The sequence below is a fragment of the Microcoleus sp. AT3-D2 genome (genome assembly GCF_036705715.1).
Taxonomy (GTDB): Bacteria; Cyanobacteriota; Cyanobacteriia; order Cyanobacteriales; family Microcoleaceae; genus Microcoleus.
This window is the reverse complement of sequence record NZ_JAUBVE010000071.1, coordinates 1-17,649: the sequence shown is the minus strand read 5'-3', so window position 1 is coordinate 17,649 and position 17,649 is coordinate 1. Positions and strand designations below refer to the sequence as shown.

General features: G+C 45.3%; 14 protein-coding genes and 1 pseudogene. 9 read left to right on the top strand and 6 right to left on the bottom strand.

Annotated elements, in window-relative coordinates; genetic code table 11:
- Positions 1 to 30 precede the first annotated feature (30 nt).
- A complete protein-coding gene (locus QUB44_RS23995) occupies positions 31 to 1,299 on the top strand; it encodes a DNA methyltransferase (RefSeq protein WP_333371379.1) in 1,269 nt (422 codons plus the stop codon).
- Positions 1,292 to 2,209, top strand: coding sequence for a Bpu10I family restriction endonuclease (locus QUB44_RS23990; protein ID WP_333371377.1), 918 nt, complete (start codon positions 1,292 to 1,294; stop codon positions 2,207 to 2,209). The genes QUB44_RS23995 and QUB44_RS23990 overlap by 8 nt, the downstream gene beginning before the upstream one ends.
- A gap of 31 nt (positions 2,210 to 2,240) precedes the next feature.
- Here QUB44_RS23990 and QUB44_RS23985 read toward each other — a convergent pair whose 3' ends face one another.
- Complete coding sequence (locus QUB44_RS23985) at positions 2,241 to 2,798, bottom strand: hypothetical protein (RefSeq protein ID WP_333371375.1); 558 nt, start codon at positions 2,796 to 2,798, stop codon at positions 2,241 to 2,243.
- Positions 2,799 to 3,024: 226 nt separating this feature from the next.
- On the opposite strand from QUB44_RS23985, the gene QUB44_RS23980 reads away from it, so the two are divergent.
- The 4 genes and pseudogenes from QUB44_RS23980 (at position 3,025) to QUB44_RS23965 (ending at position 5,347) form a co-directional block, all read left to right on the top strand.
- Positions 3,025 to 4,083 carry a serine/threonine-protein kinase gene (locus tag QUB44_RS23980; protein ID WP_333371372.1) on the top strand — a complete coding sequence of 353 codons (1,059 nt, stop codon included), beginning with the start codon at positions 3,025 to 3,027 and terminating at the stop codon, positions 4,081 to 4,083.
- 15 nt (positions 4,084 to 4,098) lie between these two features.
- Positions 4,099 to 4,509: pseudogene (locus tag QUB44_RS23975) on the top strand (GUN4 domain-containing protein); the annotation flags it as partial.
- Between the two features lie 147 nt (positions 4,510 to 4,656).
- Positions 4,657 to 4,995, top strand: coding sequence for a type II toxin-antitoxin system RelE/ParE family toxin (locus QUB44_RS23970; RefSeq protein ID WP_333371370.1), 339 nt, complete (start codon positions 4,657 to 4,659; stop codon positions 4,993 to 4,995).
- On the top strand, positions 4,988 to 5,347 hold the full coding sequence (locus tag QUB44_RS23965; RefSeq protein WP_333231154.1) for a transcriptional regulator: 360 nt from the start codon (positions 4,988 to 4,990) through the stop codon (positions 5,345 to 5,347). The genes QUB44_RS23970 and QUB44_RS23965 overlap by 8 nt, the downstream gene beginning before the upstream one ends.
- Before the next feature lie 173 nt (positions 5,348 to 5,520).
- Here the strand turns inward: QUB44_RS23965 and pyrF are convergent, their stop codons facing one another.
- Positions 5,521 to 6,231: an orotidine-5'-phosphate decarboxylase gene (gene pyrF, locus QUB44_RS23960; protein WP_333371368.1), complete on the bottom strand. Its 711-nt coding sequence runs from the start codon at positions 6,229 to 6,231 to the stop codon at positions 5,521 to 5,523.
- A gap of 42 nt (positions 6,232 to 6,273) precedes the next feature.
- On the bottom strand, positions 6,274 to 7,506 hold the full coding sequence (gene tyrS / locus QUB44_RS23955) for a tyrosine--tRNA ligase (RefSeq protein ID WP_333371420.1): 1,233 nt from the start codon (positions 7,504 to 7,506) through the stop codon (positions 6,274 to 6,276).
- Between the two features lie 301 nt (positions 7,507 to 7,807).
- Between tyrS and QUB44_RS23950 the strand changes: the two genes are divergently transcribed.
- Complete coding sequence (locus QUB44_RS23950) at positions 7,808 to 9,727, top strand: transglycosylase domain-containing protein (RefSeq protein ID WP_333371366.1); 1,920 nt, start codon at positions 7,808 to 7,810, stop codon at positions 9,725 to 9,727.
- Positions 9,728 to 9,901: 174 nt separating this feature from the next.
- Here the strand turns inward: QUB44_RS23950 and QUB44_RS23945 are convergent, their stop codons facing one another.
- From QUB44_RS23945 to QUB44_RS23935, 3 genes are all read right to left on the bottom strand, one after another.
- Entirely contained in the window at positions 9,902 to 10,225 is a 324-nt protein-coding gene (locus tag QUB44_RS23945; RefSeq protein WP_006632589.1) for a DUF1825 family protein, read from the bottom strand.
- 310 nt (positions 10,226 to 10,535) lie between these two features.
- Positions 10,536 to 11,129 carry a signal peptidase I gene (lepB, locus tag QUB44_RS23940; protein WP_333164919.1) on the bottom strand — a complete coding sequence of 198 codons (594 nt, stop codon included), beginning with the start codon at positions 11,127 to 11,129 and terminating at the stop codon, positions 10,536 to 10,538.
- Positions 11,130 to 11,526: 397 nt separating this feature from the next.
- Positions 11,527 to 14,004 carry an ATP-dependent Clp protease ATP-binding subunit gene (locus QUB44_RS23935; RefSeq protein WP_006632591.1) on the bottom strand — a complete coding sequence of 826 codons (2,478 nt, stop codon included), beginning with the start codon at positions 14,002 to 14,004 and terminating at the stop codon, positions 11,527 to 11,529.
- A gap of 733 nt (positions 14,005 to 14,737) precedes the next feature.
- Between QUB44_RS23935 and QUB44_RS23930 the strand changes: the two genes are divergently transcribed.
- Positions 14,738 to 16,741, top strand: coding sequence for a histidine phosphatase family protein (locus QUB44_RS23930; protein WP_333371364.1), 2,004 nt, complete (start codon positions 14,738 to 14,740; stop codon positions 16,739 to 16,741).
- Positions 16,742 to 16,810: 69 nt separating this feature from the next.
- The gene (locus QUB44_RS23925) at positions 16,811 to 17,440 is read left to right on the top strand and encodes a hypothetical protein (protein ID WP_333371362.1); all 630 of its coding nucleotides are present in this window, start codon (positions 16,811 to 16,813) and stop codon (positions 17,438 to 17,440) included.
- Positions 17,441 to 17,649: the final 209 nt, after the last annotated feature.

Sequence of the window (17,649 nt, the reverse complement as noted above, 5' to 3'; positions counted from 1 at the left end):
AATTCACGCCCCGTAGTAAAAATCCGAATTATGGTTGTCTCTAGTATTTTTAGTGAAACTCCGATCAATAGACAAGAAATTCCTCAAGAACTATTAGACATTGAAGATAAACAACGTACTAATCCACTTCCTTGGAAAGGGCAATTTTCACCCCAGTTCATCGAAACTTTGATTGCTAAATATGCCAATAAAAATAGTGTGATTTTTGATCCATTTTTAGGTAGTGGAACAGTTTTATATGAGGCAGGAAGATTCGGATTGGCAGCCTGCGGAACAGAAATAAATCCAGCCGCTTTAATCCTAGCTAACACTTATAAATTCATCACTCTTTCACCAAGAAAGCGTGAAAAATGTATCAATTGTTTTCTTGCTCAACTAAAAACAGAGATATGGGAGAGAATGCCACTCTTCCAAACAATACAAAAAGAACTTACACCCAATGAGTTAATAGATAAAATTGTAGACGTAGCCGTTGATGAGGAAGAAATATTCCTTAATATTCTACATGAAGCATTAGTGATATTGCTAGACTTAAAAAACAAAAAACTTACCAAATCAAGAGTTTTTACACTTGCGGAAAATATCGCTACTTTTGTCCTTAAACTACCCTATAGTAAAAAACCTATAAATGCCTACAATGCCGATGCAAGACACGTTCCCTTACAAAACTCCAGCGTCAATCTTGTGATTACCTCCCCCCCTTATATCAATGTATTCAACTATCATCAGCAGTATCGTGGTTCCACTGAAGCACTAAACTGGAAAATTTTAGAGGTAGCCAAATCAGAGTTTGGTTCTAATCGCAAGCATAGAAGTAATAGATTTCTAACTGTCATTCAATATTGCTTAGACATCGCTTATACTTTGCAAGAATTGTTAAGAATATGCAGCCCTAACAGTAGAATAATATTTGTAGTAGGTAAAGAATCAAATATTAGAGGAACGCCTTTTTTAAACGGGGAGTTAGTTGCCGAAGTTGCTCGTCAAGTATTGGGAATTAGCTTAGATATCCGTCAAGAAAGAAGTTTTGTAAATCGTTATGGAAAAATTATAAAAGAAGATATACTACACTTTACAAAAAGAGAAGACTTACAGTATTATTTTGCAATACATCAAGCCAGAATTCTTTCTATAGAAGCTTTAATATCTGCTTATTCCGTAGCGAATGAACAAGTAAAAGATGAAATCAAGGATGCTATCGATAAGGTTGCCACAGTACAGCCCTCACCTTATTTCGATCTGCAGCGTTCACGGAAAACCATTGAAATACTCAACCAAAAAGAAGAAAATTATGTTTAATTTAGCTCAACCACATGGGGACAAACTAGCAGCATTACTTGATAACGTGAAATTACCTCCTACAGATAAACGGCGTGTTAATCAAGCAATCGAATACTATAAAAAATGGTTGGAAACGCTTAAAAACATCAGGGGGGATGATCTGAAAGTTGTTCCAGAGATGGTATCCCATCTAACCTCCTATAAGCGATACATTGACGTTGAACTAATTTTTGACAGTGACAATGATTTTTTGTACCGTCAAAAAGGGCAATTAAAACTTGACAACTCAATTATTGAAGAATTTATACCTATCTTAGTTACAACCGTCTTTGCAGATTCATTAAAGGACAAAGAATTATCCTTTGGCCCAACACAGTGTTTTTCATCCCTACGATTTGAGTCAAGTTTAAAACTCAGTCCAAAAGGCGGTGGGATGAGTATTCGAGCCAAGGATCAAGATTTTGCGATTAGTAGAAAAATATTTCTAAAAGCCTCTCATAACCAAGATTTTAAGGAGACTACATCCCGCGAGGCAAATATTGCTTATGTTGCGGCTGAGTGTAAAACAAATCTTGATAAAACCATGTTTCAAGAGGGCGCAGCAACTGCCCTGGATGTAAAATTGAGTGTACCAGGAGCCAAGTATTTCTTGCTATGTGAGTGGCTTGATATGTCGCCGATTAGCTCATCACTCACAGCTATTGATGAGATACTAATTTTGAGAAAAGCAAAACGCTTATCATCTAATATAAGAAGTGCTTTTAGTACGGTAGAGGGAAGAAAGAAAAATAAAAATTATTTTGTCAACCATCTCGATGACAACCCCTTTGCACCGGAAGTTTTTATGAGATTTTTAAGGGAGATTGAAGGGATGATTGGTAAAGATGAACTAGACGAAGATGATGTGCTGTCAAGAGGCTATTTTTAAGTGTAAAAAAAATCATCGTAACCAGCGAAAGTTATGGCTTTGCATGAAAATCGCGCAACCACAAACGAATAGCCTGAGCAATTTCGCTTTCACTATCTTGGCCTAATAAAGGACGAATATCCGCCGCAGTACCAAACCGAGAAACGATTTTTGCCAACTCCCATCCGTTCTCCGTTTTAGTGAAAAATAACCAATGATATTGCTCAATTTCGACGGGGTTTCCCCCGCGATACTGCCGTTCCAAAGTAGTAATGAAAACTTGACTGGCATTTTCAGGAAGCGCATCTTCAAAATTTAAAGGTAACGGTTCAAACTCCGGGCGACCGGCTAAAATTATTTGAGGCAGCGCGTAACCGGACGGTGTGTTAGTGTTAGGAGAAAAGTGCGATCGCACAATTACGCGATTAGCATAACTCGGCAAATCTTGCAACAGACGATCGACCAAAGTTTCTAAATCTGCCGGACAGGGCGATCGGGCTAACAAATTATGCTCACTTCCATGATTTATGGCAACATTAACTGTCAGAGTAGGACTCCCTACTACCCAAACAATCGCCGCCAAAATACTACTTACCTGAAATAGATTCAACCGCCTAAATACTCCTCATCGATCTTCCTCCGCCAATTGTCAAAGCAAAGCTCATCGGCTACAATTTCCTGTATCCAAACACCATAACACAGCAATATGCAGCACTGGGCACCGGGAAAACAACTGCACGAAGGCAAATATTTAATAACGGACACAATTTACGCATTGTAACAGTAACAACCTGTAAATTGTGTTACTTTTAAAAATGTGCAACTAAGGACTTTTTATGAGTCAATGCCTTAATCCTGATTGCCTTCATCAAAACCCATCCCTCACCAAATTCTGCCAACGCTGCGGAAACAAACTGCTACTTGGAGACAGATACCGTGCAGTTAAATACATTTCCGAAGGTGGTTTCGGCCGTACATTCAAAGCCGTAGACGAACATCGACTTGATACCATCTGTGTGATTAAACAATTTCTCCCACAACTACAAGGGAGTGCCGCCATCCAGAAAGCGACGGAGTTATTCAAACAAGAAGCAGTGAGACTGCGAGATTTGGGTAAACATCCTCAAATCCCTGATTTATTGGCATTTTTTGAACAAGATAAGCGGTTCTATTTAGTACAAGAATTTATTGACGGTGAGGATTTATTAAAAGAATTAGAGCAGCAGGGAAAGTTTAGCGAAAAACAGATTAAGCAATTACTAACAGAATTGCTACCGATATTAGATTTTGTTCACAAGCAAAAGGTAATTCACCGAGATATTAAGCCGGAAAACATCATTAGAAATTCTCGCGGTTCTCTAGTGTTGATTGACTTTGGAGTTGCTAAGGAATTGAGCGGTAGTGTTTTGACTAGAGTGGGAACTGTGACTGGAACTCCTGGCTATGCGGCACCCGAACAAATGCAAGGTCATGTTTTTCCAGCGAGTGACCTCTATAGCCTTGGTGTAACTTGCATTCGGTTATTAACCGGGTGTTTGCTGGAAGAGAAAAATGGAACTTTGGCTGACGAACTTTTCGATCCGATGCAAATTGAATGGGTATGGAGAAATAAAGCAGTTTCTCTCAGCAATGACTTGGGTAAAGTATTAGATAAAATGCTATTGTTTCCAGTGGGTGCGCGTTATCAATCAGCTACAGAAGTATTGCAAGCTCTTAATCCTGTCTCAGTATCACCTACTCAAATATCAGTCAAACCTCAACCAAAACCTTTTCATTCTTCACCAGTAGCATCTAATCAAATATCAGCTAGTGAGATAATGCCTAAACAGGAGACTAATGAGGTGAAGTTGGTTTCTGCGGTGGGGATGAATTATATAAAATTGCGTGATTTATGAGCAGCAGGAAAGTGGAAAGAGGCGGATGAGGAAACGGCGAGAGTGATGTTGAAGGTGGGGCGTAGGGAGAGAAGTGGATGGCTGAATGTGTCAATAGATCAGTTTCCTTGTGAAGACTTGCGAACGATTGACCAACTTTGGGTAAAATACAGTAATGGACGCTTTGGCTTTGGCGTGCAGAAGCGCATCTATCAAAGTCTGGGGGGAATCAGGAAACATGATGAGAAAATATGGGAAGCGTATTCGGATCGCGTAGGTTGGCGTGTGAATAGTAACTATTTGGACTATGATGAACTAAAATTCAACTCCCAAGCACCAGAAGGACACCTCCCGCATATAGATATTGGGTGGTGGGGGGGTGGTGTGGGTTTAATGGTTTCGGTGGCTGGTGCTCTCTTCGAGCGCGTCGAGACTTGTAAACTTTAACATCTAAGCGTTTCAGAGTTTCGTTAAGATTTATAACCGAGGCTCAAACCACGAAACCACGCCTATTCTACGTTTCTGATACCTGGCACTGACCGGAATGAGCTAAAATTTTATCGATTGACGCTAAGGTTTGTATTAAATGAAATCATGGAAGTCCTACCGAGAGAAATTCAAACCTATGAAACCTTAGAGGGAAAAATACCTTTTGAAGAGTGGCTTGATTCTTTGCGCTATCGCGAAGGGAAAGCTAAAATAAAAGGTAGACTTCAGCGAGTGGCTCTTGGTAATTTAGGAGACTGTAAATCAGTAGGAGAGGGTGTTTTTGAGTTGAAAATTGACTGCGGCCCAGGCTACCGGGTTTATTTTGGAGAAAGAGACTCAACTATTGTACTGCTTCTCTGCGGTGGAAATAAAAGTACCCAAGATCGAGATATTCGCAAGGCCAAAGAATACTGGATAGAATTCAGGAGTAGAAACAATGCCTAAAACCCACAGTTATCATGACTATCTGATTAAATCCCTCCAAGAAATTGAAGAAGCTGCTGCTTATATTCAAGCAATTTTAGAAGAAAAAGAACCGGAATCTGAACTGTTACTGACGGTACTCAAAGACGTAGTGAAAGCTCAAGATAAACTCTCTATCATGGCTGAAGACGAACAACAGAATTGGGAGAAACTTGAGGAATTGTTGAAAGCATCAGGGGGAGAAGAGATTTACCGATTTATTGGTTTGCTGAAGGCTTTAGGATTAAAGACAGAGATTGCTGTTACTCAAGGTAAGACTCCTGACACATCAATATTAGAATCCCCATCTCGCGTCGAGAGTTGTAAATTTTAACATCTTACCAAATTACTAAAAAGTAGAAACTAGCTATTTTGTGATCGGCTGTAATAGCAGCTTAATTTCTTTTCGCCAACCGCAGATATCAGCAGATAAACACCGATAAACGCTGATGAAATTTTCTCTGTGTTCATCTGTATTTACCTGCGGTTTAAAAAACATTCATATTGTTATTCAATCTCTTCACAAATACGCGCAAAAGCCGCCGCCGGATCATCCGAAGCAGTAATCGGGCGCCCAATCACCAGATAATCCGCACCAGCTTTCAAAGCCGCCTTCGGAGTCATCGATCGCCTTTGATCGCCCCCATCGGCCCATTTCGGACGCACACCGGGACAAACTAACAGAAAATCATCCCCGCAACTCATTCTTAACTGTTCCACCTCTTGCGGAGAACAAACAGCACCAGCTAAACCCGTTTCCTTAGCCAACAATGCCATGTGCAAAGCAAATTCCGGCAACTCCAAAGGTATTTTCAACTCAAAAGCCAACTGTCGCGAATTCAAACTCGTTAACAGGGTAATTGCAATCAACTTAGGAGTCGGTTTATCCACAGTCGCCGCCCCTTCAGTCAAAGCCAACTGTGCCGCTTTCAAAGCATCTTTACCGCAAGTAGAATGGATAGTCAATAAATCCACATTATACTTAGCAGCAGCCCGACAAGCACCAGCCACAGTATTCGGGATATCGTGAAACTTCAAATCGAGAAAAATCCGCTTTTCCCGCTGTTTTAAAATTTCCAAAATCCCCGGCCCGGAACTCACAAACAGTTCCAAACCGACTTTCCAGAAAGATACATCAGGCAGTTTGTCAAGAAGTGCGATCGCCTCTTCTTGACTCGAAACATCCAAAGCAACAATAATTCGATTATCAGCGTTCATCAGCGTTCATCTTCAGTATTCATCTGCGGTCAAAAAAGAGATTTAAGACACCAATCGCACAAACTTATTCTTCCCAACCTGCAAAACCTTACCGCATAAATCAGCAGGTGATTCAAAAGTAAGATTAACATCAGAAACCCGATCGCCCTCCAACTTCACCCCACCGCCCTGCATCAACTTCCGCGCATCACCGCTGCTTTTACAAAGCCCGCTAGCACTTAGAATATAAAACAACTTAGCCGGAAACTGCACACTTGCCAAAGAAAACTCCGCCACAGCATCAGCTTGTCCCGCAGCACCTTTAACCAGCGCAATTGCATCTTGTTGTGCGCGTTCCGCCGCTTCCTTCCCCCGATATTGGCGCACCACATCCAAAGCCAAAAGTTTCTGTTTTTCTCGCGGATTTTCTGGCAATTCATCAAGTGGCAAATCTGTCAATAGTTCAAAATATTGGGCGATCGAACTATCAGCAATTTTCTCCAACTTAGAATACATCGTCAGCGGGTCTTCCGACAAACCCACATAATTGCCCAAAGACTTCGACATCTTCTGCACCCCGTCAGTCCCGATCAAAATCGGCATCAGCAAACCAAACTGCGGTTTCATCCCAAAATGCCGCTGCAAATCTCTTCCCACCGCAATATTAAACTTTTGGTCGGTTCCCCCCAACTCCACATCCGCTTCCAAAGCCACCGAATCGTAACCCTGCATTAGTGGATACAGAAACTCATGCAGATAAATCGCATTCTCCTGCTGCATCCGATTATCAAATCCCTCTTTAGCGAGCATCTGCTGCACCGTCATCGTCTTCAGCAGTTCCAAAATCTTCGCCAAGTCCAATTTCGACAACCACTCGGAGTTATAGCGAATTTCCAAACGTCCGGGTGTGTCAAAATCTAGAATCGGACGCACTTGGTCTAAATAAGTCTTGGCATTTTCCGCCACTTGTTCGGCCGTCAACTGGCTACGCATCTCCGACTTCCCTGTCGGATCGCCAATTCTTGCGGTAAAATCTCCGATCAGCAGTACGGCTGTGTGACCGGCATCCTGAAAAGCTCGCAGCTTGCGGACGCAAATGCTGTGTCCCAAGTGAATGTCACTGCCTGTCGGGTCAATTCCCAGTTTGACGCGCAAGGGTCGATCGACTTTTGCCAGCAGTTGGGCTAAATTTTCGTCAGGGTTGCTAGAATCAGGTCGATCTGGAAAAATCTCGCTGACGCCGCGGTAAAGCGCTGAAAGGTTAGGAGTTATCATCGGGGAGCGATCGTCCATCATATTTTGCCAAAGTGCAGCAGAATTAGTTACACTCACTGGTTGACGCATAAAAACATAACTATCACGCTACTATAATCCGAAAGCTGACCGGCTTTCATTAGCTGACCCCGCCCAAAAACGGATACGCTGCCACGTACAACAGTCGTGGAGATCCCCAAATTTTAGACTCTTGTTCAAACTCCCAGATTCATCTGTGGAATAAATCTAAAATCTAAAATCTAAAATCGACTGACAGTCTCTAGGGTTCGCATCTAAAATTAAAAGTCTTAAACACCAAATCGAGTGAGGAAGTGAAATCCACGTGTCAACCAACGCAGTCCGCAATAACACGGAAAACTCAGCCCCCGTATTCGAGTTTGTTCAGTCAGTCAGTAAAGTGACCGCCGGAACCATACTCAGCATGACAATGCTTGCCAGTTCCGTAGTCGCTGGTGGACTGGTTGGCTTAGCGATCAGCTTCCGCAATTTGCCAGATGTTCGGATCTTGCAAACCTACTCTCCCACAGAAACTACCCACATTTACGACATCAACGGCAAGCCCCTAGCCAGCATCCACGACGAAGCCAACCGGGATGTCGTACCCCTTGACCAAATCTCCCCGCACCTGAAACGAGCTGTTCTGGCGATCGAAGATAGCAACTTCTTCACCCACAAAGGCATCAACCCCGGCGGGATAGCCCGAGCTCTGATGGTCAACCTAGAGAAAGGTAGAACTGTTGAAGGCGGCTCGACTATGACTATGCAGCTAGTCAAGAACCTGTTTCTATCTCCCCAGTCAAAATTTAGTCGCAAGGTAGCTGAAGCGGTAATGTCTATCCGCTTGGAGCAAATTCTCAACAAAGACCAAATTCTGCAACTATACCTGAATCAAATCTACTTAGGTCACAACTTGTACGGCGTAGAGACAGCCTCTCGAAGCTATTTCAACAAGTCCGCAAGTAATTTGACTCTTTCAGAAGCAGCGATGCTGGCCGGCTTAATTTCTGCCCCCGAAGAATACAGTCCTTTCGTCAATTACAAATTGGCAAAAGAGCGGCAAGCCCTCGTTTTAGGCCGCATGAAGGATCTTAAATGGATTACGCCGGCCCAAGAGACTGCTGCCCGCCAGGAAAAAATTAAGCTAGGTAAAATTACCTCTTTTGGCGGCTCTCAAGTTCCTTACGTAACACAAGCCGTAGTCCAGGAACTGACGAGGCGTTTCGGGCGAGATGCCGTGGTTAAGGGAGGAATGCGCGTTCAAACCACGATCGACCTCAAAATGCAGCGCATAGCCGAAGAAACAGTCAAAGCGTGGCACAATCGGCTTTACTACCAAGGGCTGTTTTACGATCGCGAGCAAGGTCAAATTGCCCTAGCCGCCGTCGATCCCCGCACCCACTTCGTCAAAGCAATGGTTGGCGGCGTCGATTACGAAAAGAGTCAGTTCAACCGCGCCATTCAAGCGCGTCGCCAGCCCGGATCTTCTTTTAAACCTTTTATCTACTACGCTGCCTTTGCTAGTGGCAAATACGCCCCGGATTCAGTTGTCTACGACTCCCCTGTCGGCTACCGCGACGGCGACGGCTACTACTACCCTCAAAACTACGGCGGCGGCTTCTCCGGTGCCGTCAGCATCCGCAGAGCTTTGGAAGTCTCTCTGAACATTCCCGCCGTCAAGCTTGGCCAAGAAGTCGGATTGAATAAAGTGATTGAGATTTGCCGCGTCCTCGGCATCAGAAGTCCGATGGAACCGGTGATTTCTTTGCCATTGGGTGCCGTTGACCTCACTCCTTTAGAAATGGCCGGAGCTTTTGCTACCTTCGCGAACAACGGCTGGCATTCTGACACCACCTTTATCGTGCAAGTCACTGACAGCAGTGGCAACGTGTTGCTCGACAATACGCCCAAACCCAAATTAGTTCTCAATTCCTGGGCAGCGGCATCTGTCAACAGCGCCCTGCAAGGCGTAATTAGCAGCGGAACGGCAAGGGCTGCTCAACTTGGGCGACCGGCTGCTGGGAAAACTGGTACAACTTCCTCAGAACGGGATATCTGGTTTGTGGGTTACGTGCCGCAGTTGTCGGTGGCTGTTTGGATGGGCAACGACAATTATAGACCGATGAGCTACGGTGCTACTGGCGGTGGGATTGTCGCCCCTGTTTGGCGCGATTTTATGAGCCAAGCTTTGCAGGGAGTTCCCGCAGAAAGCTTCAAACCTGCTTCATCTTTTGAGCGCCCTTAATTATCAGTCATGGGGCATTGGGCATTGGGCATGGGGCATTGGGCATTGGGAATACATTCTTTTTCTTCCTTCTTCCCTCTTCCTTCTTCCTTCTTCCTTCTTCCTTCCATCCGTTACATCGGTTACATCCGAAGAAAGCTAATCCGTTGCCGAACTTCCTTCTTCCTTCTGACACTAGGATTGTTTTTCCAGCTCAGATTTCATCCGCTCCAGCGTTGAGTTCATTTGCTCAAACATCTGCTGGGGCGTGATGCCAAATTGATTGAGCTGTGTTTTTAACTGCTCTACAGTCATCTGAGCCATGAAGTCCTCAGACAGCTCAAAGCGCTTCATAAAAATACGGTAGCGCTCCATCATCGATTCCATCTGAGCGATGAACATTTTCTTGCCTTCGCGATCGAATTTGCCGTAATTGCCACCTAGTTTGATGAGAGATTGATAGTCTTCAAACAACAGCTTGGCTTCTTGCTGAACAATTTCTGAATCAAAAAATCCCATAGCTTTCCTAATTTTTTAATATTCAACTAATTTTGATCTAGGCGAGAAATCCCGCTGCTTTTTGTACTATTTTATCAGTTGCCGGAGCAAGTCCCTACCCCTTAAGGCACAAGAATAAGTAGAAATTTCCGTACAGCATAAGGCATGGGCATTGGGCATCGGGCATTGAGCATTGGCCAAACAGGGCATTGGGCATCGGGCATCGGGCATCGGGCATCGGGCCCGAAAAGCATTGGTTATTGGTTATTAAAACTAACAACCAACCAATAACCAATAACTAATGACTGATGACTAATGACTAATGACTTCTTCAAACTTCCCCGATGCGTTCTAGAGGCCAAAACCGCACTACAGCGCGGCCGATGATATTCTGCTTAGGTAAAAATCCCCACCTGCTGGAGTCGTTGCTGTTGTTGCGGTTGTCTCCCATCACAAAGTATTCATTGTCTGGGACGCGGTAAGGCCCCCACTGGTACTTAGGAGGTTCGGCAATATATTTTTCGACGAGGGGTTTGTCGTTGAGATAAACTAAACCTTTTTTAACGGCGACGGTTTGACCCGGTAAGCCAATTATCCGCTTGATGAATGCTTGGTCTTGGGTAAAGCCTTCTTCTTGCAACTTTTCGGGAGGAGCAAATACTACGATGTCGCCAGTTTTGGGAGGTTCGAGGTAGTAGGAGATTTTTTCGACTACGACGCGATCGCCCACGTGCAAAGTGGGTACCATAGAATCCGAGGGTATGTAGCGCGGTTCGGCGACCAACGCTCGAATCACTATTGCTAAACTCAAAGCAATAATCACTATCTGAAGATTTTCTCGCTGCGACTTCCACGCTTTCTGCCACCAGCTTTCAGGCGGATTTTCTGCTACTTTTGTACCCAAATTATTTTTTTCAGATGTCATGAAAATCCTCGCTATATAGTTGCCACTAATTATCTGATTAAGCTCATCAGCATTTAAATTGCATCTCAATAAATAATTCAACAATGAGCGATATGGGCACGCGAACCCGCCCCAAATATACAATTTAAATGCTGATTAGCTTACCCTTGAAGAAGGTTGCTGTTAATTACTAGACTTGAAGTGCAGGCATTGGCAAAAAATCTACAAATGCTTCTGCGTTGCATCTACGGTTTCCCTATCAATCAAAGATTTATGCAATAAGTCTACTCTTGATATTAACTCATAAAAAAGGCAGAGAATTTAAATTCTCTACCTTTTTTATGTGAGGTTTTTGAGTTTTTTGCGATCGCGAGATTGGTTATTTCCCAACTTAACTCGCGATCGCACTTACTCAAACTTACTCAGCGCCTTGGGGCAGCAATTCCCGCTTTTGACCTTGCAGCACCTTAACAATTCCGTCCTCGCCCACATCCACAACAGCGGTGTCGCCGTCTTTGATGCGGCCAGAAAGGATTTCCTCAGCCAAGCTGTCTTCCAACAAGCGCATAATGGCGCGGCGCAGGGGTCGAGCTCCGTAGCTGGGGTTGTAGCCTTCTTCTACCAGCCGTTCTTTGAATTTTTCGGTCACTTCCAGGGTGATTCCCTGTTCTGTCAAACGACCGAACACTTCTTTGAGCATGATGACCGCGATTTCCTTGACTTCTTCCTTGTTCAACTGGCGGAAGACGATAATTTCGTCGAGTCGGTTGAGGAATTCGGGGCGGAAGTAGTTTTTGAGTTCTTCGTTAACCAAAGAACGAATGCGGTTGTAATTAGCATCGGCTTGGTTGTCGCTGAACTCAAAGCCGAGGCCGCCGCCACCTTTTTCAATCACCTTAGAACCAATGTTTGAGGTCATAATCAGCAGCGTGTTTTTGAAGTCCACGGTGCGACCTTTGGCATCGGTTAAGCGGCCGTCTTCCAATATTTGCAAAAGCATATTGAAGACATCGGGGTGGGCTTTTTCGATTTCGTCGAACAGCACGACGGTGTAAGGACGGCGGCGGACTGCTTCTGTGAGTTGGCCGCCTTCGTTGTAGCCGACGTAGCCTGGAGGAGAACCGATGAGTTTGGAGACGGTGTGACGTTCCATGTACTCCGACATATCCAGCCGAATCATCGCGTCTTCTGAACCGAAGAAGTAGCCGGCTAGGGCTTTGGTGAGTTCGGTTTTGCCGACGCCGGTAGGCCCGGAGAAGATGAAACTGGCGATCGGGCGATTCGGATTTTTCAAGCCAACGCGAGCGCGACGGATGGCGCGGGAAACGGCTTTTACTGCTTCTTCCTGGCCGATCAAGCGCTGGTGCAAGGTATCTTCCATGTGCAGTAGCTTTTCGGATTCGGATTCGGTCAGTTTGTTGACCGGGACTCCCGTCCAGCTTGCCACGATTTGAGCGATATCTTCTTCGGTGACTACTGGCGATGGGTCGGTTTCGCCGGTGCGGGCCGAGTCGGTTTTTTTGGCTTGGGAAATAGCGCGAATTTCGGCTTTGATCGTCATTTCTCGATCGCGCAATTCGCCGGCTTTGTCAAAGTCTTGAGAACGCACCGCTTCGTCTTTATCTTTGAGGACTTGGCGGAGTTCTTTGTCAAGTTCTTTGGCTGCGGGGGGCAGTTGGGAGTTGATCAAGCGAACTCTGGAACCAGCTTCGTCTACCAAGTCAATTGCTTTGTCTGGGAGGAAGCGATCGGAGATGTACCGATGTGAGAGTTTGGCTGCAGCTTCGAGGGCCGTATCCAAGATTTTCAGCTTGTGGTGCTGTTCGTAGCGTTCCCGCAGACCGAAGAGAATCTCGATCGTCTCGTCAACGGTGGGTTCGCCGACCATCACGGGCTGGAAGCGCCGTTCTAGGGCTGCATCGCGCTCGATGTGCTTGCGATACTCATCGAGGGTGGTAGCGCCGATACACTGGAGCTCGCCTCTTGCCAAAGCCGGCTTGAGAATGTTGGCCGCGTCGATCGCCCCTTCAGCAGCACCTGCACCGATCAAAGTGTGCACTTCGTCAATCACCAAAATCACGTTACCCGCTGTGCGGATTTCGTCCATGATTTTTTTGAGGCGTTCTTCAAATTCGCCCCGGTATTTAGTACCCGCAACCAGCAACCCGATGTCGAGGGTAACAACGCGCTTTTCTTCGAGGATGTCTGGGATGTCGTTGTTAGCGATGCGCTGGGCCAGACCTTCGGCGATCGCGGTTTTGCCGACTCCGGGTTCCCCGATGAGCACCGGGTTATTTTTAGTGCGGCGACCCAGGATTTGAATTACCCGTTCGATTTCTTTTTGGCGTCCGACTACTGGGTCTAGTTTCCCATCGACTGCCATTTGAGTGAGGTTGGCTCCAAATTCGTCGAGGGTTGGGGTTTTGGTGCGAGCGCCGCCGCCAGTGGCTGCGACTTCTGCGGTTTCTCCCAGCATCCGAATCACTTGGGTGCGGACTTTCGACAAGTCTACTCCCAGGTTTTCTAAGACTCTGGCCGCTACTCCTTCACCTTCGCGGATCAGACCGAGCAGCAGGTGTTCAGTACCTATATAGTTGTGTCCGAGTTGGCGAGCTTCTTCTAGGGATAGTTCTAGAACCCGCTTGGCGCGGGGAGTGAACGGAATTTCGACTGCTACGAAGCCGGAACCGCGACCGATAATTTTTTCCACTTCAATCCGAGCGTCTTTCAGGTTGACGCCCATTGATTTGAGGACTTTCGCTGCAACCCCGGTTCCTTCTCCGATCAGACCCAGGAGGATCTGTTCTGTCCCTACGAAGTTGTGACCCAGGCGGCGAGCTTCTTCCTGGGCCAACATGATTACTTTTATTGCTTTTTCTGTGAAGCGTTCAAACATGATTTATTCCCATCACCTGCTGCTATGTGCCCGTTTCGAGGTCACGCTCGCACAACGAGCGTTTGTGTTCGAGTGTTAACTCGTACTGCTTATTCTAGCGCGACACTCCCAACCTATCTGCCGCACTCGGCTGCGGTTGCAGATTCCAGGCTCATGTTGCAGGGTGGCTTTCAACTGGGAAGACCCAAATGGTGGCTGACCTACAACCTCCCCTAGACTGCAAGAAGATTGCTCTTCTCGGCCCGTGCCCAACCTACGACTGCGTATTGATGGATTCTAGCATAATCTTTTTGGCTGTCATGCAGGTGCAAAACTGATAATTCTCGCAGTACAGGCCGGGTTTTGCACAAAACTTATTAGTTAGATGGGCGATCTATGTCCTAAGCTAGATAGACATTAAGCTGCTGCCAATCTAGCGAATCTGTTGGTTTGGGATGGCGACAGCGAGCTGGGCTTTCTTCATCTAAAATTTTGCCCCCGATTCGTTGAAGATTTGGGTAGTCTTCATGTTGTCAGTTGTGCGATCGCTCCTGATCAATTAGTGAGTGTTACTACAGTCCGAGGAGTTTGGCTCAGACTATACTCTGCACGCTTCAAGACATTGCTTTCGTAGCAAAGTGCTTTTTGTCGTTAGCAGCTTTGACTTGAAAGTCTGGAACTTCATTCAACTTTAGAAAAAATCTAAATCCTGTTTAAGGCTTAGTCAGGTGAACCATGAATACTAGAAACTTAGATGACCAGGTACAAAGTACCGAAGATCGATCGATCGATCGCTTCACAAAAAGAATTCAATGCAGAACAGCTAGGACGTGTCTACTTTATTCGGCACGGTGAAAGTACCAGTAACGAACGCAACATTTTTGCAGGAGTTCTGGATGTTGACCTCACATCCTTTGGCCGATTGCAGGCGCGCCGTGCAGGTGTTGACCTGAAGAAAAAAGGTACAAAGTTTGACGCAGTATATGTCTCCCACATGAGACGCGCACGGCAAACCTGTGAAATCGCCCTTGCTGAAAGTCAAGCACTAAAGTCGTCCGATACCCCCGTTCAAATCGACCATCGAATTAGCGAAAAATCCTTTGGTATTTTTGCGGGTCGTAACCTAAATTTGCTACGTTTAGCACTGGGCTACGAAGGCTTCGAGGAAATGTTGCATTCACATAACGAAGCACCTCCGGCTGGCGAAAAGATTGCCCAAGTTTACTCTCGCGCTGCCCGTTTCTACGAAGACAAAATAGTACCGCACTTGGAACGGGGAGAAACAGTTCTAGTAGTGTGCCACCAATATGTATTGGAACCTCTAGCACTTTATTTAAGCGGTCTACCGCCGCAGGCTTATAAACACCTGAAACTTCCCAATGGTAAAGCTCTCAGCGGTGTGGATCTCGTCAAGTTTCGCGACAAAGAATCTGGTGGTGCCGCTTCTGTGCGGAAAGAGATCAACGATCTTTCAATTATGTGGGCGATTTTCATCTATGCCGCCGCCTTTTTGCTGGGAAGCTTGGTAGGGGCAATCACTGCCGGAGCAGGAGCGATTCCGTCAGCGCTATTTCGAGCAATAATCGTTGCGTGTCTAGCCGCCTCAACGTTTTATACCTACCTAGACATCGACTTTGCAGCGAGTAAACGCAAAGTAACCTCTACTGTGAAGTATCTAGTTTACGGGTGGATGGCAGTGCGATGGGTAGTTGGGCTATTTTTACTATTTTCTGGATTTTTGTATCAGAGCGAAGCGGATCTGTACAAAGTTTTGTGGGTGCTGTTTTGGATGGTTCCCCCAGCCCTTACTTCCCCAGTTTTATCCGTGCTTTGGGGCGGTAATCTTTATCCCTCGGCTCTTTTGTCAAGAACGCTATCAATCGTTGCTCCACTGGTGCTTCTGGCTACATTGAAGGTTGCCAATTTACCCATTAACGTTGACAGCCTGATCTTTTTCGGTGTCATTCTAATTTTAGGTCTGGCAATACCGGGTGCGATCGCCCAGTTTTGGCGCGACCAATCCCCGGTGGAATCAAACCACCACAGTAAAAACTGGAAATTCATTGGAGTGCTTGCTGTCGCATTCATGGCTTTGGCAACAGGGTTTCAGTTTACTCCATCAACCTTCATTTCGGATCTATTTTCTTCAACCGATCCGAATCGCTCGCTCGCTTGTCTGCAACAACTGGCAATTGCAACTTTAGTATTTGTCTCGATGCGCGTAGTAGCTACATTAACCTCAATAGTGACAAAGGGCAAGCTAAGTAAGGCAGAAGCTCGGGATGCTTATATCCTGCTTGTGAACCCAAACTTTTTCCTTTGGGCGGCTCTTTTCATCGAAGTTAGTGCAACTGCAAATCCAGAAGCAGTAAGATATGCAATTTTTTGGGCAGCGCTGGGCTTTTTCTGCATACCACTCATCGAACAGATATTGTTCATGAATTCATTTGGCAATGACATACTGAGAGAAACACTGCGTTCTTCGAGAGTGGCAACAGAAGATATCAAAAAGCTTTTCCTTCAATTGGATACGGATGGAAGTAAGTCGCTAGAACGAACTGAGATTATGGAGTTGTTAGGGCAAATCGAAGATATGACAACAGGCGAACGTAGCTCTGAAGAAGTCAGAAGTTACATCACTGATTATCTTTTTAATACTCTTGACTCCGATAAAAATGGCAGTGTTGATTTAGCGGAGTTAGAAGAGTACATATCAACGTATGGGTTAGTTGCTAACCTTAACGTTGCTCAAATCTAAACTTTGGCTCAATAAGCCATAACATCTTTGCTTAGGGTAGGGGTAGTCAAGGCACAAAACCTAGGAAATTTGCACAACCGAAAACCAACTCTACCCTTTTATTTACATTTACCGAGGAAACGCTCTCTGGCAAAAATCGCTCTCAAATCGTTGCAAGAAGTCTGCCAGCGCATCGAAGCAATGGGCAAGACACTCCAAGTTAAAAAGCGTGATGGACGCCTCGTTGCTACTGGTTGGAATAATGAGCATTTTGCAGTTACACCCCATGAATCAAAGGAAGTTGGCGATCGCGTGTTGTTGCCTGATAGGTCTCCTGACCGCGATGCCTTGGGTATTCCTTGGCAACTCATTCAGGTCCATGATGTCACAGCCGACAGCCATGAAGGCGTGATTGACACCACAATTCAATATGAGGCAAGAGTATCAATTTCGATGTTGCACTCGGATGAAGTCAAAGAAGAAGCTATACTGTTTGCCAACGGGGCTTACCGCAGTATTCATGACGCCATTATTCCTTATCGGTACGCGATCGCTGGAAGCGCTCTGTCATGGCTGATACAACTGTCCCATTCCCTGGGAATTCTCTGTTCGACAGCAGCGGATGGTGCAATACTTGCGGAATGTTCGGCTATCTGCATTAACTACAAAGACTTTGAAAATAAGAAAATTCGACGATGTAAGTCCTGTGGTTTTCAGTGAGATAAAAAAAATACTTACGTGAGTACCTTAAAACTAGGAATAGGAAAATATCCAATGAAGTTAGACAAGTTTGTGCTAGCACAAAATATGGCATTTCTAATAGCCATTCCACCACAAAGTAATTTGGCGAAGTGGGAGCATCCCGGTTTTGTAAATATCCGAATAAGTGTAAAATAGTTAAAATCAATAAAAGCGTCAAAAAAAGTCGA